Source organism: Nonomuraea sp. NPDC049646 (genome assembly GCF_044465525.1).
Taxonomy (GTDB): domain Bacteria; phylum Actinomycetota; class Actinomycetes; order Streptosporangiales; family Streptosporangiaceae; genus Nonomuraea.
This window is the reverse complement of sequence record NZ_JBITLU010000026.1, coordinates 40,305-59,569: the sequence shown is the minus strand read 5'-3', so window position 1 is coordinate 59,569 and position 19,265 is coordinate 40,305. Positions and strand designations below refer to the sequence as shown.

The following is a 19,265-nucleotide window of genomic DNA, read 5'->3' as shown; positions in this document are numbered from 1 at the left end:
AACTCGTTGGCGCCACCCACGATTGGCTGTATTGTTGGCCGAACCAACGTTGGTCCGACCAACTATTTAGTGAGGTGCACCATGTCCGACACCGATGTCAGCCCCGGCCCGACGCACGACGTGGCGGCCCTGGCCGCGCTGATCCGGGGCCGCACGCTCCTGCCGGGCGACGACGGCTTCGCGGACGCCTGCTCCGGCTGGCTGCTGACGGTCGAGCACCGGCCCGCGGTGGTCGTGGTCGCCGCCGACGCAGGCGACGTGGCCGCCGCCGTCACCTACGCGGCCCGGACGGGACGTGCGGTGGCCGTGCAGTCGACCGGGCACGGCAAGTCGCTGCCCGCCGACGGAGCCGTCCTCATCGCCACCGGCGGGCTGCGCGAGATGACCGTGGACCCGGACGCCCGCACCGCGCGGATCGGCGCGGGCCTGCGCTGGGGCGAGGTGGTCGCCGCCGCGGCCCCCCACGGGCTCGCGCCGCTGTGCGGATCGTCGGCCGAGGTCGGGGTGATGGGCTTCCTGACCGGCGGCGGGCTCCCGCTGGCCGCCCGCACGTACGGGTTCGCCGCCGACCGCGTCCGCTCGCTCGACGTCGTCACCGCCGACGGCCGGCTGCGGACCGTCTCGCCCGGCGCGGAGCCGGATCTGTTCTGGGCGGTACGCGGCGGCAAGGGCAACTTCGGCGTCGTCGTCGCGGCCGAGATCGAGCTGCTGCCGCTGCGCACGGTCCACGGCGGCGAGCTGTACTACCCGGGCGAGGATCCCGGGCACACCGCCCACGTCCTGCGCTCCTACCTGGCCTGGGCGAGGGAGCAGCCGGAGGAGATGTCGTCCTCCGTGACGCTGGTGCGCTTCCCCGACGCGCCGCAGTTGCCGCCGGAGTTCCGCGGCCGCTCGATGGTGCAGGTCCGGACGGTGTACGTCGGGGACGAGGAGCAGGGCGCCCGCCTGGTGCGGCCGTTGCGCGCGCTCGGCCCGGAGAAGGACACCTGCGCGGCCATGCCGTACAGCCGGATCACCGAGATCTACCAGGACCCCCGCCACCCGGTCTCGGCGCACCTGCGCAGCGCGCTGCTGCGCGAGCTGGACGACGACGCCGCCGCGGAGCTGGCCTCATTCATCGACCCGGCCCGGACGGAGGGCCCGTTCCCCGGCATCCAGCTCCGCCACCTGGGCGGGGCGCTGGACCGGCCACCCGCCCGCCCGCACGCCGCCGGCACCCGGGGCGCGGCCTTCCTGCTGTGGATGCGGCTGCCGGCCCCGCCCGGACGGGCCGAGGCGGCGCGCGCGGCCGCCGACGAGGTGCTGGACCGGCTGCGGCGCTGGGACACCGGCGCCATGCTGCCGGGCTTCCTGTTCGACCACGACGTGACCCCGGACCGGGTCAGGCGGGCCTGGTCCGAGGCGGACCACCGGCGGCTGTCCGCGCTCAAGGCCCGGTACGACCCGGACCGGCTGTTCCGCGTCAACCACAACATCGCCCCGGCCGCGCCGTGAGGCGGCGCCGGCCCGGAGCGGTCCGGGCCGGCGCCGTCCGGCCCGGTCACACCTGGCGGAAGTACCACAACTGCTGGCCCGCGTACTCGTCGCAGGTCCACTGCTGGATGTTGGCGCCGTTGTGCGTCCAGCCGTGGTCGACGTCGAGGCACTTGCCGCTCTTCTGGTTCTCCAGGAAGTAGAAGGTGTTCCACCACGCGTCGGTGTAGGCGTACTTCCAGCGCCACATCTGCTGCGGGACGTTCACGCACTCCCACTGCTTGACGTTCGCGCCGTCGAAGGTGTAGCCGTTGTCGACGTCCAGGCACTTGCCGCTGTGCTGGGCGCGCAGGAAGAACCACTCGCTCCCGGGGGCCACCCGCTGGAACTGCCAGTGCTGCTGCGGGACGTTCACGCACTCCCACTGCTTCACGTTCGCGCCGTCGAAGGTGTAGCCGTTGTCGACGTCCACGCATTTCTCCGGCGCGGGGAAGCGCCTGCGGATCTCGAACAAATAGGACCAGGGCTCGGCGAGCGTGCGCTCGCGGGCCGCCACGGCCCCGGAGGCCGGAGCCGCCGCCGACCACAGGGGCACGGCGACCGACACGACCATGATCACGGCCAGCAGCCCCCGGCGGCCGATCCGTCGAAGATGTACGCCCTTGCGCACCGTATGCTCCTTTCCGCTGTTCCGTCCCTTGCAGGGTGCGCCCGCGGCGGCGGGAGGGCATGAGTACCGCCCTACTCAAGTGGGCCGGACGCGGCGGCGGGCTGGCCATCGAGGGGTGGGAGCGTCCATGATCGGCTCATGCTCAGCACCAGTGAGGGCGCGCCGACGAGCGCCTACGTGACCCGCCGGCCGCTGCTCGCCGGCGCCAACCCGTACGTCACCCTCTACGACGGCGACGTCCCCACCGGGTACGCCTCCCTGTGGCAGGTCGACTGGTCCACCCACGGCGCCGGCGCGGCGATGGTGGTGTGGACGCCCGGCCGGCTGCGCGTCGTGAGCGACGACCCGGAGCTCGGGACGTGGATCGAGGAGCACTTCGTCCGGCACTTCGACGAGGCCACGGCGCTGCCGTCCTGGCCCGCCGCGCGGGTGGAGCGGGCCGCCGTGGACCTGCGCGTGGACCCCGCCACGGGCACGCACGCCGACGCGGCCGGCCTGGCGGTCAGCATCACCGGGCCGCTGGACGCCAGGCCGTTCTCGATGGCCGACTTCCCGCTGCTGGGCGTCAGCCACGGGCTGTCGATGCAGATCATCCCCTGCGAGCACGCCTCGATCACCGTGGACGGCGTCCCCGTGCCGGGCCGGCCGGCCGTCACCTGGCCCGGCGGCCGGCCCGTCTCCTCGGCCATCACCACCGTCCACGAGGCGTGGAGCAGCTGACCGCAGGCCCTGGCCGGGAAGGGCGGGCCAGCAGGGCGAAGCGATGGGCGCGGGCGGTCAGCGGCCGGCCGCCCGCCATCCGCTCGTGCAGGGCGCGCAGGCGGCGGCCGTACCGGACGGCGTCGAAGTCGGGCACCTGCCACGGCACCATCCGCAGGAACAGCACGAGCGCCCCGACGTCGTGGAACGTCGTCCGCAGCCGCGCCCGCGCGCTCCACGTCACGGTGAGCCCGGCCTCGGCCAGCCCCGCGGCGGCACGGGCGAGGTCCCAGCCGCGATAGGCGGGCGGCGGCGCGCCCAGGGCCCGGTTGACCTCTTCGAGGTCGCGGCCGCCCACCTGCTGGGTGACGAAGACCCCGTCGGCGGCCAGCACGCGGCGGACCTCGCGCGGGTCGTAGGACTCGTGCCGGTTCGCCACCACGGTGAACGCGCCGGCGGGGAACGGCAGCACCTCGTCCTCCCGGATCGCGGCCACCTCGACCCCGAGCGGCTCCAGGCGGCGGCGGGCGATCGGCAGGTTGGGCGGGTGGCCCTCCGTGGCGGCGGTGCGCGGCGGCAGCGGGGCCAGCCCGGCCAGGAACTCGCCGCCGCCGGTTCCCATGTCCAGCAGCGAGGCCGCGCCGCACAGCCGGTCCCGCAGCAGGCGCTCGTAGCTCCAGGGCGGCGGCTCCTCGACGACCCGGCCGCGAAGGGCGGTGAAGTCCCAGCCCTCGATCGCCGCCGCCGACGCCCGCGCGACCAGTTCGCCGTACTCCATGACCGGGATCGTCCCCGAGGGCGCGGGCGTCCGTCATGTGGTTTTCCGACGGAGGGCGGGGCGATCGGGGACTTTCGGCCCTGACCGGCGCGTCGTCCCGCCGGGAAGGGTGGAGGCGAGGGGCGGCCCGGGGAGCGGCACGCGCGTGCGCGCGCCCCGGCCGCCGTCGAAGCGACCCTGCTGTGAGGACGTGACCATGTGCAATTACTGCGGCTGCCGGGAGTTCCCACTGATCGGCCGCCTGTCCCAGGAGCACTGGGACATCCAGGAGTGCGCGGGGGCGCTGCGCCGCGCCGTCGGGGAGCTGCGCCACGGTGACGCCGTGAGGCTGCTGGCGGACCTGATGGCCCGGCTCGTCCCGCACACCGACACCGAGGAGAGCGGGCTGTTCGCCGAGCTGCGCGCCGAGGGGTCGCTGGCCGAGGAGGTGGAGCGGCTGTGCGCCGAGCACGCCGACATCCACGGCGTCCTCGGCGCGATCGACCCGGCCGCGCCCGACTGGCCCGCCGTGCTGGACGCCGTCGACCGCCTCCACCGGCACATCGACCACGAGGAGCACGGCCTGTTCCCGGCGGCCGTCATCATGCTGCCGCTGGCCGCCTGGGACCGCATCACGCCCGGCCAGTCCCCGGCGACGACCGGCTGACCGGCTCGCCGTCACCTGCTCACCGTCGGCTGCTCACGGTCGGCTGCTCACCGTCGCCGGCCGGGCTCACGCGTACTGGCGGCGGCGGGTCAGTCCTGCGGGGCGCCGACCTTGAACAGGCCGTGCGCGCCCGCCTCCGCCTGCCGCATCGTGTGGTCCACGATCGGGTACGTGCCCGCCTCCGGGAAGACCAGCTCGGCGAAGCCGCCCTGCGCCGGGGCCAGGTCGAGCGCCTGCGCGCCGCCCGCGTCGCCGGTGCGCAGCCGGTAGGCGCCCTCCTTGTAGACCGTGTCGAACGGCGCGCCCACCACGTGCAGCGACGTGCCCGAGCTGGGACCGGCGGCCACCGCCCAGATGCGGACCCGCTCCCCCGCCGTGGCCGCCAGCGGGGCGTGGTCGTAGCCGGCGGCGGTGCCGTTGAACATCCAGCCGTCCGGGGCGCCCTGCCGGATCTTGGCGACCTGCGCCGGGCCGCCCGGCTCGCCGAGATACAGCTCGCCCTGGACCAGCAGGTACTCGCGGTCGGCCTTGGGCAGGTCCGGCGGGTCGATGACGACGGCGCCGTACATGCCGTTGGCGATGTGCTGGGTCATCGGCATGGTCGAGCAGTGGTAGAGCCAGGCCCCGGCGTAGTCGGCGCGGAAGCGGTAGGTCAGCCGCTCGCCCGGCTGGATCGTGCGCATCGGCCCGTCCGGGGCGGTGGCGCCGGCGTGGAAGTCGATGCCGTGGCCCATGGTGGCGGCGTTGACGAAGGTCACGACGAACACGTCCCCGACCTTGCCGCGCAGCACCGGGCCGGGCATGGCGCCGTTGAACGTCCAGACGCGCTGGCGCACCCCGGGCGCGACCTCCTGGACGAGCCGGTCGTCGGCGCGGATCTCGACGTGGTGCTCGGTGCCGCCGGGCGCGGGCCTGAGCGTCGCGTCGTGGGGTCGCCAGCCGGACGACATGGGCGCCGCCAGGTCGAGCGGGCCGTGCATGGCGGGGGCGGCTTCGGCCGACGTGTGCCCGGCGTGGCCGGTGGCCTCCTGGGGGCGGGACGCCGCCGAGGCGCCGGTCGGGGTCAGGCGCATGGTCATGCCCGCGGCGCGGTGCCCGGCGACCGTGCACCAGCCGTCCACCGGGCCGCCCAGCGGCGCCAGGCGCAGGGTCGCGCTCTGGCCGGGGGCCAGCGTCGGGGTGCGTTCGCCGGTCGCCAGGCGCAGGTCGTGCCGCTGGGCGTCGGCGTTGGTGACGCGCAACGTCAGCACGGTCCCCACGGGGGCCTCGATCACGGCGGGGCGGATGCGCATCCCGGACAGCGTCACCTCGACCGTGCGGGAGCCGGTCGCGGTCACCGCCGCCGGTCCCGACCCGCCGGACGTGGCGACGACGACCGCGGCGGCCGTCACCAGGCACCCGGCGACCACCCCGGCGACGGCAGGCAACGCCCGCCGCCACCCCGGCCCGCCCTCGCCCCCGGCAGCCGAGGAGGCGACGGACGGGGAGACGGCGGGCGAGGAGACGGCGGGCCTGGAAACGGCAGCCCGGGAGGCAGCGGGCGGGGAGGCGGCGGGTGGGCGGGGGCGGGTCAGGGCGGTGGCCGCCAGGGCGACGAAGGCCAGCGCGGCGGCCAGCACCAAGGCCCATCCCAGCAGCGCGACCGGCCGCGGCACCGGCAGGACCAGCAGCGGCACCCCCGCGTTGAGCGCCGCCAGCCGCGCCGGCCAGCCGCGCTCCAGCAGCGCCGCGTTCTCCTTGAACCGGGCCGGACCGCCGCCCAGCACCGCGGGCAGCAGGTGCAGCAGCGACCCGAGCAGCACCTGCGCCACGAACCCGGCCAGCACCAGCGGCAGCAGCGGGGCCAGCGCGGCGGCGACCTGGTGGGCCGGCCTGGTGGCCACCACCACCAGATCGGCGGCCAGCGCCACCTCGAACCAGACGATCGCCGCGCCCAGCATCCACGCCGCGCCGGTGTGCGGCCTCCTGCGCCGCAGCGCGTCGCCCAGGGGGACGAGCGCCGCCAGCCCGCCCGCCGCGTACGCCGCCAGCCCCGCGAGCGCCACCCACCGCCAGTCCGCCAGCAGCCCGGTGACGGCCACCGCCAGTCCCGGCGCGGCCAGCCACAGGCCCGCGCGCGAGGCACGGCGGGTACGGTCCGACATGCGGGTGCGCAGGACCGTCGGCCACAGGGTGAACAGGGTGCCGAGGACGGTGAGCCCGATCCAGCCGAAGACGTTCACCTGGGAGTGGGCGGCGCTCATGCGCTCGTGCAGCGCGCCCTGGACGGTCTGGGCGGCCATCAGCCCGCCGAGGGTGCCGCCGGCGGCGAGCGCGCAGGCGGCGGTGACGTACCAGCCGATGACGTGGCCGAACCGGCCGGGCAGCGCGCCGCGGACGAGCCGGACCAGGACGGCCGCGTGCCACAGCGCCACGCCCGCCAGCAGCGCCGCGCCCGCCGCCGCCAGGTGCCACGGCCCGTACGCCACCCCGGCGAGCACCGCGACCGTGGCCGTGTTGAGCAGGGCCAGCCGGGTCAGGCTCCCCCGCTCGGACGGGCCGCGGACGCGCAGCAGCGCCACCGTGAAGTGCTCGCTCCAGATGAGCACGGCCGTGCTGACCGCGCCCAGCAGGAACACGTGGATCAGCAGCCACGACGGCGCCGGGAGCACGTCGCCCGCCGTCGCGGCCACGACGGTCAGCGCCAGCCAGGCGACGACGATCGCGTTGGCCCGCAGGTGCCAGGACGCGCGGGCCCGCTTCGGCGGCGGCGGCAGGCCGATCGGCCGGCCGCTCTCTATACGGATGTCGACCGGCATCCCGGGCACCTTCCTGTCTGTGGCGGGCGAGGGCCGGCGGATCGCGGGCGGGTGGATCGGGGGCCGGCGGGTCGGGGGCCGGGACGTTCAGGCACGCCGGGCCCCCGTCCGGTCGAGGACCTCGTACACCGGGCGCCGGGGGACGCGCGGGACCGGCGGCCCGTACCCCAGCCTGATCAGCATCTGCACGTGCCCGAACGGACCGGGCCGGTCGCCGCGGTGCTGCGGCGGGCGCAGGTCGAGCGGCTGGCTGAACATCGAGGCCGCCACGCCGTGCGCGGTGGCGGTCAGCAGGACGCGTTGCAGGGCCTGCCCGGCGCGCAGCCAGTCGTGCGGGCCGTCGCCCCGGGTGAACAGGGCGACGAGCTGCGGCTCCGGCTCGAAGTCGGCGACCTGGCCGCCGCCGAAGCCGCGCATGGGCAGTTCGCCGGAGCGCGGGCGCGGGCCGAAGGCGTGGGCGGGGACGCCGTCGGAGCCGCCTTCGGGCCGGGTCCAGCGGGCCAGCTCGGCCCGGTAGGCGGCGTCGGCGGTCAGCGTGTCGTCGGCCAGGGCGACCATGTCCAGCACCCGCCTGGCCGTCCCGCCCTTGACGAGGAGCAGCGTGGCGTCCTCGTCGTGGGCGGCGTTGACCAGGTCGAGCAGGACGTCCCTGGGCAGCGGGCGGCGCTCGAAGGGGAAGCGGTTGGTGCGCCGGTGCGGGATCATGTCGTGCAGCAGCCGCTCGTCGGGGGTGGGCGGCCCGCCGGGAGTCGCCCGTACGGTCGCCAGCAGCTCGGGCCGGCCGCCCGGGTCGGGCAGCGGCAGGACGACGGGGTCGTGCCCGGTCATCCGGACCGCCAGCCGCAGGTTGAACAGCGCGGCCCCGCAGCTGATGCCGAGCCCGCGCCCCAGGGGGTCGGTGACGGCGAGCAGCCGGTCGAGGTCGGCGTACAGCTCCATGGTGGTGTCGTCGAGGCGGCGGAAGCGCCAGGGCTGGGTGTTGTGCACCGAGGGCGCCGCGACGGCGGAGGCGACGATCCGGCGCACGCCGGCATGTGAGGCGAAGGGTCCGTCCCAGGAGCGGGCGACGCCGGTCATCGCGGGGCTCCCGGCACGACGGTTGCTGCGGGCATGTCTCCACGATGGCGCGGCCGGCGGTGCTCCCGTCAGGGACGAAAGTCCCTTTCCGCGCCTCCGATCGGCCATGATCAGGTGGCGGGCAGCGCGGCGGCCAGCAGCACGACGCCGATCGACCCCACCAGGGCACTGACGGCCATCGTCCGGGCCAGGCGGGGGCGGGCGCGGGCGGCGGCCCAGCCGTGCAGGGCGGCGGCGGCCATGACGGCGCAGAACAGCAGGAGTTTGGCGGCCAGGACGCGGCCGTAGCCGGGTTCGGCGAGCGAGGCCCAGGTGACGCCCTTGTGCCAGGCGATGGCCACGCCGGTGGCGAGCTGGAGGGGCAGGAACAGGGCGGCGGTGAGCAGCCCGAAGCGGCGGCCGACGGCGCCGAGCACCAGGGCGCGGCGCTCGTCGTCCAGCAGGCGGCGGGCCAGCGGCAGCAGGACGAGGGAGACGGCGAGCTGGCCGCCGACCCACAGCGCGGCCCCCAGCACATGCAGGAAGCGCACCACCGACCACCAGGTCATCGCGCGCCCGCCCGGTCGCCGGGCGCCGTCCGGCGCGGGATGCCGGTCGCGCCGAGGTGGAGGCGGGCGTAGAAGTCCTCCAGCGCGGCCAGGGTGCTGTTGATCGTGCTGGTGGCGTAGCGGCCGTCCAGCTCGCCGTGGTAGGCGTGGGCGGTGCGGACGGCCACGGTCGTGTCGGCCAGCGGCTCGCCCGCCAGCAGGCCGCGGTCGGCGGCGGCGGCGACCCAGGTCAGGTAGCGGCCGACGCGGCGCAGGTAGCTGGCCTTGCTGGAGGCGGCCAGCGGCGAGCCGGCCAGCGCGGCGGCGTAGGCGGCCAGCATCGTGTCGTAGGGCGCGGCCAGCCCGCCGGGCCTTCTTCGCTCATACATGGGCGGCCAGTTCCTTCTGGTAGGGGAAGCTGCCGGGCTCGTAGGCGCACCACGGCTCCTCGCCGAGGACGTCTCCCGAGCAAGCGTAGGCGCGTGACCGGGAGCCGCCGCAGATCGTGCGGAACTCGCACGCGCCGCACCGGCCGGTCAGCCGATCGGGGTCGCGCAGCGCGGTGAACAGCGGCGAGGAGCGGTAGATCCCGGTCAGGGGCCGGTCGCGCACGTTCCCGGCGTCCAGCGGGAGGAAGCCCGAGGGGTGCGCGGTCCCGGTGTGGGAGACGAAGACGAACCCGCGTCCGGCGTTGACGTCGACGGGCGGGCGGCGGCCGCGCCGCTCCTCGATCAGCCCGGCCTGCTCGGCGCGTCGCCGCAGGGTGCGGTAGAGCGGGCCGAGCCGCAGCGCCCCGGCGTGGTCCACGCCCTGCCCGGCCAGGACGAGCCGCTGCACGGCGACCCGCCGGAAGTGGTGGGCCTCGGTGGTCTTGACCGGGATCGCGGTGCCGACGTCGTGCAGGAAGTGCAGCACGTCCTCGGTCTCGTGCGGGGTCAGGGCGGCCAGGTCGCGGCCCCGGCCGGTGGGCACGAGGAAGAACACGCTCCACAGCAGCGCGCCCTCCTGGCGGACCAGGGCGGCGATGTCCGGCAGGCTCGCCAGGTTGTGGCGGGTCACGGTGGTGTTGATCTGCACCTTGAGCCCGGCCGCGCGGGCCGCCCGCCAGGCGCGCAGGGTGCGGGCGAACACGCCGTCGTAGCCGCGGAAGGCGTCGTGGACGGGCGCGGTCGCGCCGTCGAGGCTGAGCGAGACGGCGGCGGCCCCGGCCTCGCGCAGCCGGGCGAGGTTCGCCGGGCCGAGGGCGGGGGTGGCCGACGGGGACACGGCCGGGGCCAGGCCGCGGGCGCGGGCGTGGCGGACCAGGTCGAGCAGGTCGGGCCGCTCGAACGGGTCGCCGCCGGTGATCACGAACAGCGGCGGGGGCGTGCCGAAGTCCGCCACCTGGCCGATGAGCCGGCACGCCTCCTCGGTGGTCAGCTCCTCCGGGTGCCGGTCGGGCACGGCTTCGGCGCGGCAGTGCAGGCAGGCCAGCGGGCAGGCGCGGGTGGCCTCCCAGATCACGATGAACGGGCTCGCGGCGACGTCGCGCCGGACGCGGCGCAGCGGCCGCCCGCCGGGTGGTGCGGTCATGCGGGTGCTCCTCGCAGGAGGTGGTCCACGACGTCGGCGGCCGAGTGGTCGTCGGGCAGGCCGTCCAGGAAGCCGAGGTCCTGGCCCAGGGTGAGCAGGGCGGGCTCGTGGTAGCCGTCGGCGCGGTGCTGGCCCAGGCCGATGGCGGCGGTCAGCCCGTTGCACAGGCACTGGCGGCCCTCGGCCTCCTCGGCGGGCCGGCCCTTGCGGACGTAGGCGTCCACGGGTTCGGCGGGGCAGCGGTAGCCGATCGCGCCGCCGGGCCTGACGTACGGGGTGCGCAGGTAGCCCAGGTCGCACAGCCGGGGACGCCGGTCGAACACCCCGGGCTCCGACAGGGTGCCGGGCAGGCTCGCGACCTTGAACGGGAAGCCGGTGGGCGAGGCGCGCGGGTCGTTGCGCACCTCCAGCGCGCCCCGGCGGGCCCGGCTCAGCATGCGCCGCCGCAGGCCGTCGTCCAGGCCCGACTCCCGGCACAGCGCGAACGCCGTCCCGACCTGGATGCCGGCGGCTCCGGTGGCCCGCGCGCCGGCCGCGCCGCCGGGGGTGGCGTAGCCGCCGGCCAGCCAGAACGGCAGGCCGATCGCGGCGACCTTGGCGGTGTCGGCCTCGTCGCGCGGCCCGTAGACGGGTTCGCCGCGCTCGTCGAGCACCAGCCGGCCGCGCGGCGGCGCGCTGTGCCCGCCGGCCACCGGCGTCTCCAGGACGAACCCGTCGGGCCTGGTCACCGGCGAGCGGGCCAGGTAGGCGGCCAGCACGTGCGAGGAGACGATCGCCAGCAGCTTGGGACGCCGCAGCGGCTCGGCCGGGGCGGGCCGGTGCGCGGGCCACAGGGCGGCCGGGTCGAGGCCGACCGTGTGGCGGGCGTCGCCGGCCTCGGCCACGGCGACGGTGAGCTCGGCCGGGCGGTGCGCGGAGAAGGCGTCGAGCAGCGCCGGGATCTCCGCCGGGATGCCGGCGCCCATCAGCACGTAGTCCACGCCGGCCAGCATCGCGCCGTAGGCGGCGGCGGGCGTGGCGAGCTGGATCTTCTCCAGGTAGTTGACGCCGACCGGCCCGTCGTGGCCCTGCTTGGCCAGGAAGACCTCGGCGAAGTTGGCGACCACGGTCAGCTCGTCGCGGGCCCGGCTGGGCCGCAGCCCGAGCCGGGGCACCGGCCGGTACGGCGTGCCGGGCGCGATCCCGCCGGGCACGAACCAGCGTCCGAGCACCCGTTCGGCGATCTCGGGGATCGGGAAGCAGGCCAGCGCCCGGCGCAGGTCGCCGCCGGGGTCGCCGCGCTGGAGGCGGCGGGCCAGGGCGACGTCCAGGGCGGTGCCCGACACCACGCCGAGCTGCCCGGTACGGGCGACCGCGCGCGCCAGCCGCCATCCGGACACCGCGACGCCCATGCCGCCCTGGATCAGGACGGGGAGCCCGGCCTCAGACACGCCGCGCCCGCAGCGTGCCGGCCCAGGTGAGCACGTCGGCGTTGATCTCCCTGGCCACCTCGCGGGTGGCCAGGATGTGCACGACGTCGTCCTCGGGCAGCGTCTCGACCATGAGCGACAGGCCGTCGCAGTCGCTGACGTGCGGCAGGATCTCCCGTGCCAGGGCGATGCCCCAGGCGGCCTGGTTCTCGTCGATCTCGCCCAGGCCGTCGATCGCGGCCAGGTCGGCCAGCTCGGCCAGCTCGCGGATGTTGCGGATCGTGTCGTCGTGGTCGCTGAGCAGCTTGTCCACGTAGTGCGCGCCGAGGACGGACGTCAGCCCCGGGTACATGGCCTCCTCCTCGTAGCGGAAGTGCGGCCCGACGGCCGCCGACAGGGCCGCCACCAGCTTCCCGGCCCGCGCCGCGTCGCCGGCGCCGAAGGCGTCGATCAGCGCCAGCAGCAGGTCCCTGACCTCGCGGTGCTCGGCGTGGAAGGTCTCGGTGAAGTGATGGCCGATGGACAGCACACAGTCCTCCAGCTGGGTCGTTCCGGACGTCGCCGGTCGCATGGTTCCCGTCCCCCGTCACGCGTCGGCGGCGAGGGTGGCGCCGCAGGTCAGCAGGGCGGCGCCGGTGAGCGTCAGCAGCCCGCCCAGGCCGATGGCCAGGTTGCCGAGCTGCCAGGCCTGGTAGGCGTTGAGCAGGGAGGCGCGCAGCATCTGGCCGGTGAAGGCGGTCTGCCGCAGGCTCTCCAGCTCGGCGTCCGCGCCGCCCGCCGCGAACAGCTCGGCGCTGACCTGCGCGTACGTCCGGCCGCCGGTGGCGGTCAGCACGTTGCGGCCGATCACCTGGGCGTAGGCCCTGGCCTGCGGGCCGGTCAGGACGGCGCGGCCCTGGTGGGCGGCGAGCCCGGCGGGCAGCCCCTTGCCGGGGAAGCTGATGGCCTGCCGGCGCAGCTCGTCGCGGATCTCGCCGCGCGCCTGGACGCCTCGGGCGGCCATGACGGGACCGGCGGCCGCCATCGCGGCGCCGGCGGCGCCCAGAAGCGCCCTCGCCGCGCCTCGGACAACGCTCATCTCATCCTCCTGGTCACGTGGATCGCCGGTGGACCGGCGGGTGGTCCGGCGGGCGGGCCGCCGGGGCGGGCGGTCAGCCGGCGGCGAGCCACAGGTCGGGCCCGAAGACCTCGTAGTGCACGTCGCGGGCCGCCACGCCGGCCTTGAGCAGCGCGGCGCGCGCCTCGCGCATGAACGGCAGCGGCCCGCACAGGTAGGCGACCGCGCCCTTCGGGATCGGCACGCCGCCGAGGTCCATCAGGCCGTCGCGGTCTGGGGCCTGGGCGCCGCGCTCGTACCAGAAGACGTGGTCGGGGGCCAGGCGGGTCATGTCCTCGCGCAGCGCGTGCCGGTCGGGCGAGCGGTCGGCGTGCAGGGTCAGGACGCGGCGGCGGGAGCCGGTGGCGGCGAGGTGGTCGAGCATGGCCACCATGGGGGTGCCGCCGATGCCGGCGCTCACCAGCACCAGCGGCGCCTCGGAGTCGTCCAGGGTGACGTCGCCGAAGGGCGCCGACAGGGTGAGCTCGTCGCCCTGGCGCACGGTGGCGTGCAGCAGGGTGGACACCTCGCCGGCGGGGTCGCCGTCCACGCGCTTGACGGTGATCCGGCGCAGGCCGTCGCCGGCGTTGGACAGCGTGTACTGGCGGAGCTGGCGCACGCCGTCGGGCATCTCGACCTGGACGCTGACGTACTGGCCGGGGCGGGCGGGCGGCGGGGGCTCCTCGCCGAGCGGGGTGAGCAGGAAGGAGGCGACGTCGGGCGTCTCCTCGCGGCGGCCGGCCACCCGCCAGCGCCGCCACGTGCGGCCCTCGACGGCGCCGGCCTCGGCGTAGAGGCGGGCCTCCATGGCGATCAGGGCGCCGGCCATCAGCCAGTAGACCTCGTCCCAGGCGGCGGCGACCTGCGGGGTGACGGCCTCGCCGAGCACCTCGGCGATCGCGCCGAACAGGTACTTGTGGACGATCACGTACTGGTCGTCGGTGACGCCGACCGCGGTGTGCTTGTGCGCGATCCGCGCGAGCAGGTGGTCGGGCCGCTGGTCGGGGTGGTCCAGGAGGGTGGTGGCGAAGGCCGCGACGGAGGCCGCCAGCGCCTTGCGCTGCTCGCCGCTGGCCTGGTTGCCGCGGTTGAACAGGCCGTCCAGCAGCTCGGGCCGGTCGGCGAACATCGTCGCGTAGAACCGCTCGGTGATCGCGTCGAGCGAGGCGCCCACGACGGGCAGCGTGGCGCGGACGACGGCGGCGGATTCCGCGGACAACATGTGACCTCCACAGTCCCAGGGGTGAGACCCGCGACCGCGGGCCGGTTCTCAGGCTAGGGAGCGCGGCCCGGCCGCTGACCGGGGCGAACGTCCGCACTTGAAGGGCCGAAGGTCCCGGACGGGACATCCGGCCGCCCGCGGGCCGGTCGGCGGGGAAGATGGGACTTTCGTCCCTGCCGCGGACGGCGGCGGGTGCGGGATCCTGGAGAGCATGCAGCTCGACTCGTCCGGACTGCAGGTGCTCTCCGAGGAGGAGTGCTTCCTGCTGCTGTCCTCGATGCCCATCGGGCGGATCGTGTTCACCGATCGTGCCCTGCCCGCCGTCCAGCCGGTCAACTTCTGTCTCGACGGGCGGTCCATCGTGATCCGCACCGCGACCGGGTCGAAGCTGGCGGCGGCCACCCGGCGGGCCGTGGTGGCCTTCGAGGCCGACGACTTCGACGCCGGGCGGCGTACCGGCTGGTCGGTCACGGCGGTGGGGCACGCGCGCGAGGTGACCGACGCCGCCGAGCTGGCCCGCCTGGCCGGGCTGCCGCTGACGACGTGGGCGCCGGGCGAGCGGGACCACTACATCGTGGTCGAGGCCGAGCAGATCTCCGGCCGGCGCATCGCCCCCGCCCGCGCGGCCGTCGTGTGACGGGTTCCTGAACGGCCGGCGCCGCCCCCGGTCCAGGGGGCGGCGCCGGTTCTCAGTCCTCGTGCGCGGTGGTCACCAGGCCGTAGTCCCCGTCGTCGCGGCGGTAGAGCAGGCAGCCCGCTCCGGTCGCGGAGTCGGCGAAGAAGACGAACGGGAAACCGGTCAGCTCCAGCCGGTCGAGGGCCTGCGCGGCGGTGAGGCGGGGGGCGGGCAGCGGGCTGACCGAGATCGCCGCGCAGGTCGGCGCCGGCAGGTCGGGACGCGGGTCGAGCTGGGCGAGGCGGTAGCCGTCGCCGGTGCGGTAGATCACGCTGTCCTGGCCGGTCGCGGCCTCGGTGAACAGCAGGAAGTCGTAGTCGAGGTCGTCCATGTCCACGGCCGCCTCGTCGGGCACGGCGCGGGCGGCCGTGTACGTCCGGACGATCCGGCGTTCCCCGGCGGGCGGGGCGGGGTGGGACGGCCGGGGGTGGCGGCCGCGCCGGTTCTCCCAGTCGCGGGTGCTCTCCAGCAGCCGCGCCCGCAGCCGGTCGCCGAGCAGGTGGATGGCGGCGCGGGTGGAGCCGGCGCCGGCCCGGGCCCTGATGAGCCGGCCCTGGACGTCCACCACGGCCTCGGCCGTCCGCCGCTCCCCCGCGACCTGCGGTGTGGCGGCGAGCTTGACCGTCGCGCCGAGCACCGGCTCGTGGGCGAGCCGGGTCAGGTCGGCCACGGTGTGGCGGGCACGCCGCACGTCGGCCGCGCGCACGCCGCCGCCGCGGATCCTGACCTGCACGTCGTCGGCGTCAAGGGCGATGGGCCTGTGCCTCATTCGTGAACACCTTCTTCGCATCCGGTGGTGATGATCCAAGCCTCTGGCCTGGGCGGATGCGGCTGCCAGAGCCGTAGGTCCCGCCGCGCGGGGACCTACGGCCCGCCGGGCGGCGGGCGGACTCAGGAGCGGCGGTAGCCGGGATGCACGCCCGGCGTCAGGCCCTGGTCGGCGGCGACCAGCTCCAGCAGGGCGAGCAACTGGCCGCGCTGGTCGGGGCTGAGGCACGAGGTCAGGTCGGCCTCGTGCGCCATCGCGGCCTTCCTGACGTCCTCCATCACCTTCGCGCCCTGCTCGGTCAGGTGCAGCTCGTGGTTGCGGCGGTCACCGGCCGAGCGGCGCCGCTCGACCAGGCCGGCCCGGTCGAGCGGGTCGAGCAGCGCGGTGACCCGGCTGGGCACGACGCCGAGGTCGGCGGCGAGCGACTGCTGGCTGCGGCCCGGCTGGAGGGCGATCATCCGCAGCAGCCCGACGTCGGACGGCGACAGGCCGAGCTCGGCGACCCGCGCGGCGAACCGGCCGGCGGCGTGCGCGCCGAGCTGCGCGAGCAGGAAGGCGACGCCCATCGGGCGGTTGCGGGACGCGGACACAGCGCATACTGTACTCCGCACAGAACCATTCACAAGAGTGAACCTTTCTCCAGAGAGAAGCAATGCGATGACCACCGACCGGCCTGACTGGCCCAGACATCCAGGACTGGAGGGCAAGGTCGCCCTCGTCACCGGCGGCTCCCGCGGCATCGGCGCGGCGACCTGCCACGCGCTGGCCGCCAACGGCGTCAAGGTCGCGGTCACCGGCCGCGACACCGAGGCGGTGGACCGCGTCGTCGCCTCGATCACCGCCGAGGGCGGCCGGGCGCTGGCCGCGCCCGGCGACGTGACCGACGCCGGCGTCCTGGCCCGCATCCGCGCCGAGGTGGAGGCCGCGCTCGGGCCGGTGGACATCCTGGCCCCGTTCGCCGGCGGGCAGGGCGCGCCCGCGCCGACCGCGGGGCTCGACCCCGGCCGCTGGCGCGCCGTGCTGGAGTCCGACCTGACCTCGGTGTTCCTCACCGTCCACGAGTTCCTGCCGGGCATGCTGGCGAGGCGCGACGGGTCGATCGTCCTGATGTCGTCCACCGCGGGCCGGCAGCCCGGAGGCGCCAACGCCGCCTACGCCGCCGCCAAGGCCGGTGTCGTCATGTTCGCCCGGCACCTGGCCGCCGAGGTGGGCGGCGACGGCGTGCGGGTCAACTGCCTGGCGCCCTCGGCCGTGCTCAACGACAAGCTCGCCGCGCTGCCCGCCGAGCGGCTCGCCCAGCTCGCCGCGGCGTTCCCGCTCGGGCGCGTCGGCCGGCCCGCCGACGTCGCCCAGGCCGTCCTCTACCTCGCCTCGCCCGCCGCCTCCTGGGTGACCGGGGCGACCCTCGACCTCACCGGCGGACGGGTCTCGTGATGAACGCCGCGCTCCGCCCGTCCCCCGCATCCACCGTCCAGACGGAGGCCATGTCATGACCGACCCGATGACCGACCCGATGACCGAGCGGCTCGTCCGGTTCCAGCGGCCCGGCGCCCTGCCGTACCTGATCGGCGCCGACGAGGCCCGCCTCGCCGCCCTGTTCGGCCTCGACGCCGGCGCCTACCGCGCGCTGCTGGACGGCTTCGACCGCCAGACCCGGCAGGCCGCCGAGACGCTGCTGGCCCGCCCCGGCCTCGCCGACGCCGTCGACCGGCTGCCCCTGCACCCCGAAGACGCCCGCGACCCCGGCGACGCCCGCGACGCCTTCCATGTCGTCGCCGTCGGGGAGAGCACCACCGCCGACCGCCTGTCCTGGTTCGAGATCCTGCGCCGGCTCGTCGCGCTGCGCCGTCCCGGCGACGCCGTCCGCTTCACCAACCTGGCGATCAGCGGAAGCACCACCACCCAGGCGCTCGCCCAGCTTCCCGCCCTCGGCTTCCAGCGGCCCGACCTGGTGCTGTGCATGATCGGCGCCAACGACACCCAGCACCTGGCCCCCGGCGCGCCGACCCTGGTCAGCGCCGCCGAGACCGAGCGCAACCTGGCCATGCTGCACGACCTGGCCCGGCAGCGGGGGCCCGTCCGCTGGGTCTGGCTCACCCCCAGCCCCTTCGACGAGCCGCGCGCCGCCGCCTACCCGCACTTCCGGCGCGCCGGCATCACCTGGGCCGGCAAGGACGTCGACGCCATCGCCGACCACCTGCTGAGCCGTCCGGAGCCGGTCGTGGACACCAGGCTCGCCGTCCGCGAGGACCACCACTTCCTCGACGACGGCGTGCACCTGAGCATCGAGGGCCAGCGCGAGATCGCCGAGGCCGTCGTACGGGCCCTGGCCGGTGCGGCATGAAGCTGATGGTCCTCGGCGCGACCGGCGGCACCGGACGCCAGGTGGTCGAGCAGGCGGTCGCCGCCGGGCACGACGTCACCGTCCTGGCCCGCGACCCCGGCCGCGTCCCGGCGGGCGAGCGGGTCCGCGTGATCGGCGGCGACGTGCTCACCCCCGGCCCCTGGCGGGACGCCGTCGCCGGGAACGAGGCCGTGCTGTCGTGCCTGGGCAGCACCGACCGCGGCCACCCCACCACCGTCTACTCCCAGGGCACCGCCAACGTCATCGCCGCCATGCGCGACAGCGGGGTGCGCCGCCTGCTGTGCCTGTCCTCGGCGGGCCTGGACATCCCGCCGGGCACGCCGCTGGGCCGCCGCCTGGTCACCCGTTACGTGATCCAGCGCCTCTACCGGCACGGCTACGCCGACATGAGACGCATGGAGGCCGCCGTCACCGCCGCCCACGACATCGACTGGACGATCGTGCGCCCGCCGATGCTCACCGACGGCCCCCTGACCGGCCGCTACCGCACCGCCGAGAACGCGCCCCTGGCCAAGGCCGGCTCGATCTCCCGCGCCGACCTGGCCCACTACCTGCTCGGCCACCTCGCCGGCGAGCACAACCGGCACGCCGTCGTCGAGATCGCCGGCGGCTCCTGACCTGCTTCCGGCCGGCGGCGGTCTCAGCCCAGCCGGGTGGCGAGGAAGCGCAGGGCGCTGTCGATCTCGAAGTCCGGCACGTCGGCGTGCCTGCCGGGATTGGCGTGCAGGGTCTTGTCGGCCGAGCCCAGGGCGTCGAACAGGGCCAGGGCCTCGGCCCGCGGCACCCGTTCGTCGTCCCACTGCACCAGGAACCGCACCGGGACGGTGACCCCGGCGGCGGCCTGGGCCGAGGCGAGCGAGGTGCCGCTCAGCCCCAGGACCGCCGCGCCGATCCGCGGCTCGGCGGCCACCAGCGGGATCCCCAGGGCACAGCCCAGCGACACGCCCCAGTAACCGACCGGCCCCTGGTCGCCGAGCGCGTCCAGGACCGACCGCCACTCCGGCACGGTCCGGGCCGCCAGCAGCGCGTGCAGCTCGGCCAGCAGCGGGGTGGGGTCGCCCGCGCCGGCCATCCGCTCCCGCAGCGCGGCGATGAGTCGCTCGTGCTCGGCGCCCGGCGGCCGGTCGCCGTGGGCCGGGGCGTCGATGGCCGCCGCCGCGAGGCCGCGTTCGGCCGCCAGCCGGTGTGCGCGTCCCACGACGCCCGGGGCCTGCTTGTGCTGCCCGCCGCCGTGCCCGATCAGGACCAGGCCGCGGGGTTCGGCGTCCTGCGGGGTCCACAGGACGCCGGGGATGTCGCCGAGGGCGAAGGATCGTTCGATGACGCCGTCGGCCGACGTCCGGGTGAGAAAACGCATGCGCGTCTTGAGCCTTTCGGGATGCCTTGTGCGGGCGCTCCCTAGGCGATGCGCATGAGGGAGCCCCGACCTGTCACGACGTTGATCGGTCTCACCTCCTCAGTTCGATGCGTGGCAAAACGTACCACACC

General features: G+C 75.9%; 21 protein-coding genes. 7 read left to right on the top strand and 14 right to left on the bottom strand.

The window, feature by feature from the left end; genetic code table 11:
* The first annotated feature begins 81 nt into the window (after positions 1–81).
* A complete protein-coding gene (locus ACIBQ8_RS46770) occupies positions 82–1,494 on the top strand; it encodes an FAD-binding oxidoreductase (protein ID WP_397195366.1) in 1,413 nt (470 codons plus the stop codon).
* A gap of 46 nt (positions 1,495–1,540) precedes the next feature.
* On the opposite strand, the gene ACIBQ8_RS46765 is transcribed toward ACIBQ8_RS46770, so the two are convergent.
* Complete coding sequence (locus ACIBQ8_RS46765) at positions 1,541–2,143, bottom strand: RICIN domain-containing protein (protein ID WP_352328617.1); 603 nt, start codon at positions 2,141–2,143, stop codon at positions 1,541–1,543.
* Positions 2,144–2,281: 138 nt separating this feature from the next.
* Between ACIBQ8_RS46765 and ACIBQ8_RS46760 the strand changes: the two genes are divergently transcribed.
* On the top strand, positions 2,282–2,863 hold the full coding sequence (locus ACIBQ8_RS46760) for a hypothetical protein (protein WP_397195365.1): 582 nt from the start codon (positions 2,282–2,284) through the stop codon (positions 2,861–2,863).
* On the opposite strand, the gene ACIBQ8_RS46755 is transcribed toward ACIBQ8_RS46760, so the two are convergent.
* Positions 2,832–3,620, bottom strand: a complete 789-nt coding sequence (locus ACIBQ8_RS46755) for a class I SAM-dependent methyltransferase (RefSeq protein WP_397195364.1) — start codon at positions 3,618–3,620, stop codon at positions 2,832–2,834. The two genes, ACIBQ8_RS46760 and ACIBQ8_RS46755, sit on opposite strands and share 32 nt — an antisense overlap.
* Before the next feature lie 196 nt (positions 3,621–3,816).
* Between ACIBQ8_RS46755 and ACIBQ8_RS46750 the strand changes: the two genes are divergently transcribed.
* The gene (locus ACIBQ8_RS46750; RefSeq protein WP_397178910.1) at positions 3,817–4,266 is read left to right on the top strand and encodes a hemerythrin domain-containing protein; all 450 of its coding nucleotides are present in this window, start codon (positions 3,817–3,819) and stop codon (positions 4,264–4,266) included.
* A gap of 89 nt (positions 4,267–4,355) precedes the next feature.
* On the opposite strand, the gene ACIBQ8_RS46745 is transcribed toward ACIBQ8_RS46750, so the two are convergent.
* From ACIBQ8_RS46745 to ACIBQ8_RS46705, 9 genes are all read right to left on the bottom strand, one after another.
* Positions 4,356–7,064, bottom strand: a complete 2,709-nt coding sequence (locus ACIBQ8_RS46745) for a multicopper oxidase domain-containing protein (RefSeq protein WP_397195363.1) — start codon at positions 7,062–7,064, stop codon at positions 4,356–4,358.
* 87 nt (positions 7,065–7,151) lie between these two features.
* The gene (locus tag ACIBQ8_RS46740) at positions 7,152–8,141 is read right to left on the bottom strand and encodes an Acg family FMN-binding oxidoreductase (RefSeq protein ID WP_397195362.1); all 990 of its coding nucleotides are present in this window, start codon (positions 8,139–8,141) and stop codon (positions 7,152–7,154) included.
* A gap of 110 nt (positions 8,142–8,251) precedes the next feature.
* Positions 8,252–8,689, bottom strand: a complete 438-nt coding sequence (locus tag ACIBQ8_RS46735; protein ID WP_352328625.1) for a hypothetical protein — start codon at positions 8,687–8,689, stop codon at positions 8,252–8,254.
* Complete coding sequence (locus ACIBQ8_RS46730) at positions 8,686–9,057, bottom strand: hypothetical protein (RefSeq protein WP_364418554.1); 372 nt, start codon at positions 9,055–9,057, stop codon at positions 8,686–8,688. Before ACIBQ8_RS46730 ends, ACIBQ8_RS46735 begins: the two co-directional genes overlap by 4 nt.
* On the bottom strand, positions 9,050–10,240 hold the full coding sequence (locus tag ACIBQ8_RS46725; protein ID WP_397195361.1) for a TIGR04053 family radical SAM/SPASM domain-containing protein: 1,191 nt from the start codon (positions 10,238–10,240) through the stop codon (positions 9,050–9,052). The genes ACIBQ8_RS46730 and ACIBQ8_RS46725 overlap by 8 nt, the downstream gene beginning before the upstream one ends.
* The gene (locus ACIBQ8_RS46720; protein ID WP_397195360.1) at positions 10,237–11,670 is read right to left on the bottom strand and encodes a nitronate monooxygenase; all 1,434 of its coding nucleotides are present in this window, start codon (positions 11,668–11,670) and stop codon (positions 10,237–10,239) included. Before ACIBQ8_RS46720 ends, ACIBQ8_RS46725 begins: the two co-directional genes overlap by 4 nt.
* The gene (locus ACIBQ8_RS46715; protein WP_397178915.1) at positions 11,663–12,220 is read right to left on the bottom strand and encodes a hemerythrin domain-containing protein; all 558 of its coding nucleotides are present in this window, start codon (positions 12,218–12,220) and stop codon (positions 11,663–11,665) included. Before ACIBQ8_RS46715 ends, ACIBQ8_RS46720 begins: the two co-directional genes overlap by 8 nt.
* Positions 12,221–12,235: 15 nt before the next feature.
* Positions 12,236–12,727: a hypothetical protein gene (locus tag ACIBQ8_RS46710; protein WP_397195359.1), complete on the bottom strand. Its 492-nt coding sequence runs from the start codon at positions 12,725–12,727 to the stop codon at positions 12,236–12,238.
* Positions 12,728–12,800: 73 nt separating this feature from the next.
* Entirely contained in the window at positions 12,801–13,967 is a 1,167-nt protein-coding gene (locus tag ACIBQ8_RS46705) for a globin domain-containing protein (protein WP_397195358.1), read from the bottom strand.
* A gap of 211 nt (positions 13,968–14,178) precedes the next feature.
* Between ACIBQ8_RS46705 and ACIBQ8_RS46700 the strand changes: the two genes are divergently transcribed.
* Positions 14,179–14,604, top strand: coding sequence for a pyridoxamine 5'-phosphate oxidase family protein (locus ACIBQ8_RS46700; protein WP_397178918.1), 426 nt, complete (start codon positions 14,179–14,181; stop codon positions 14,602–14,604).
* A gap of 52 nt (positions 14,605–14,656) precedes the next feature.
* Here the strand turns inward: ACIBQ8_RS46700 and ACIBQ8_RS46695 are convergent, their stop codons facing one another.
* Together ACIBQ8_RS46695 and ACIBQ8_RS46690 are read right to left on the bottom strand one after the other, a co-directional pair.
* Positions 14,657–15,412 (bottom strand): sigma 54 modulation/S30EA ribosomal C-terminal domain-containing protein, encoded by a 756-nt coding sequence (locus ACIBQ8_RS46695; protein WP_364393565.1) that lies wholly within the window; start codon positions 15,410–15,412, stop codon positions 14,657–14,659.
* Between the two features lie 122 nt (positions 15,413–15,534).
* Positions 15,535–16,002, bottom strand: a complete 468-nt coding sequence (locus ACIBQ8_RS46690; protein WP_397178919.1) for a MarR family winged helix-turn-helix transcriptional regulator — start codon at positions 16,000–16,002, stop codon at positions 15,535–15,537.
* A 67-nt stretch (positions 16,003–16,069) separates the two neighbouring features.
* Between ACIBQ8_RS46690 and ACIBQ8_RS46685 the strand changes: the two genes are divergently transcribed.
* Genes ACIBQ8_RS46685 through ACIBQ8_RS46675 form a run of 3 tightly spaced genes read left to right on the top strand, consistent with a single transcriptional unit; the run spans position 16,070 to position 18,394 of the window.
* On the top strand, positions 16,070–16,846 hold the full coding sequence (locus tag ACIBQ8_RS46685; protein ID WP_397195357.1) for an SDR family NAD(P)-dependent oxidoreductase: 777 nt from the start codon (positions 16,070–16,072) through the stop codon (positions 16,844–16,846).
* Between the two features lie 55 nt (positions 16,847–16,901).
* Positions 16,902–17,756, top strand: a complete 855-nt coding sequence (locus tag ACIBQ8_RS46680) for an SGNH/GDSL hydrolase family protein (protein ID WP_397195356.1) — start codon at positions 16,902–16,904, stop codon at positions 17,754–17,756.
* Positions 17,753–18,394, top strand: coding sequence for an NAD(P)-dependent oxidoreductase (locus ACIBQ8_RS46675; protein WP_397178922.1), 642 nt, complete (start codon positions 17,753–17,755; stop codon positions 18,392–18,394). Before ACIBQ8_RS46680 ends, ACIBQ8_RS46675 begins: the two co-directional genes overlap by 4 nt.
* Positions 18,395–18,417: 23 nt before the next feature.
* On the opposite strand, the gene ACIBQ8_RS46670 is transcribed toward ACIBQ8_RS46675, so the two are convergent.
* Positions 18,418–19,134 (bottom strand): alpha/beta hydrolase, encoded by a 717-nt coding sequence (locus ACIBQ8_RS46670; RefSeq protein WP_397178923.1) that lies wholly within the window; start codon positions 19,132–19,134, stop codon positions 18,418–18,420.
* Positions 19,135–19,265: the final 131 nt, after the last annotated feature.

What these genes read in the sequence shown, in the direction of transcription:
- ACIBQ8_RS46770 (WP_397195366.1), top strand. Translation starts at nt 82, where the DNA reads ATGTCCGACACCGATGTCAGCCCCGGCCCGACGCACGACGTGGCGGCC.
- ACIBQ8_RS46760 (WP_397195365.1), top strand. Translation starts at nt 2,282, where the DNA reads ATGCTCAGCACCAGTGAGGGCGCGCCGACGAGCGCCTACGTGACCCGC.
- ACIBQ8_RS46755 (WP_397195364.1), bottom strand. Translation starts at nt 3,620, where the DNA reads ATGGAGTACGGCGAACTGGTCGCGCGGGCGTCGGCGGCGGCGATCGAG.
- ACIBQ8_RS46750 (WP_397178910.1), top strand. Translation starts at nt 3,817, where the DNA reads ATGTGCAATTACTGCGGCTGCCGGGAGTTCCCACTGATCGGCCGCCTG.
- ACIBQ8_RS46745 (WP_397195363.1), bottom strand. Translation starts at nt 7,064, where the DNA reads ATGCCGGTCGACATCCGTATAGAGAGCGGCCGGCCGATCGGCCTGCCG.
- ACIBQ8_RS46740 (WP_397195362.1), bottom strand. Translation starts at nt 8,141, where the DNA reads ATGACCGGCGTCGCCCGCTCCTGGGACGGACCCTTCGCCTCACATGCC.
- ACIBQ8_RS46735 (WP_352328625.1), bottom strand. Translation starts at nt 8,689, where the DNA reads ATGACCTGGTGGTCGGTGGTGCGCTTCCTGCATGTGCTGGGGGCCGCG.
- ACIBQ8_RS46730 (WP_364418554.1), bottom strand. Translation starts at nt 9,057, where the DNA reads ATGTATGAGCGAAGAAGGCCCGGCGGGCTGGCCGCGCCCTACGACACG.
- ACIBQ8_RS46725 (WP_397195361.1), bottom strand. Translation starts at nt 10,240, where the DNA reads ATGACCGCACCACCCGGCGGGCGGCCGCTGCGCCGCGTCCGGCGCGAC.
- ACIBQ8_RS46715 (WP_397178915.1), bottom strand. Translation starts at nt 12,220, where the DNA reads ATGCGACCGGCGACGTCCGGAACGACCCAGCTGGAGGACTGTGTGCTG.
- ACIBQ8_RS46710 (WP_397195359.1), bottom strand. Translation starts at nt 12,727, where the DNA reads ATGAGCGTTGTCCGAGGCGCGGCGAGGGCGCTTCTGGGCGCCGCCGGC.
- ACIBQ8_RS46705 (WP_397195358.1), bottom strand. Translation starts at nt 13,967, where the DNA reads ATGTTGTCCGCGGAATCCGCCGCCGTCGTCCGCGCCACGCTGCCCGTC.
- ACIBQ8_RS46700 (WP_397178918.1), top strand. Translation starts at nt 14,179, where the DNA reads ATGCAGCTCGACTCGTCCGGACTGCAGGTGCTCTCCGAGGAGGAGTGC.
- ACIBQ8_RS46695 (WP_364393565.1), bottom strand. Translation starts at nt 15,412, where the DNA reads ATGAGGCACAGGCCCATCGCCCTTGACGCCGACGACGTGCAGGTCAGG.
- ACIBQ8_RS46685 (WP_397195357.1), top strand. Translation starts at nt 16,070, where the DNA reads ATGACCACCGACCGGCCTGACTGGCCCAGACATCCAGGACTGGAGGGC.
- ACIBQ8_RS46680 (WP_397195356.1), top strand. Translation starts at nt 16,902, where the DNA reads ATGACCGACCCGATGACCGACCCGATGACCGAGCGGCTCGTCCGGTTC.
- ACIBQ8_RS46675 (WP_397178922.1), top strand. Translation starts at nt 17,753, where the DNA reads ATGAAGCTGATGGTCCTCGGCGCGACCGGCGGCACCGGACGCCAGGTG.
- ACIBQ8_RS46670 (WP_397178923.1), bottom strand. Translation starts at nt 19,134, where the DNA reads ATGCGTTTTCTCACCCGGACGTCGGCCGACGGCGTCATCGAACGATCC.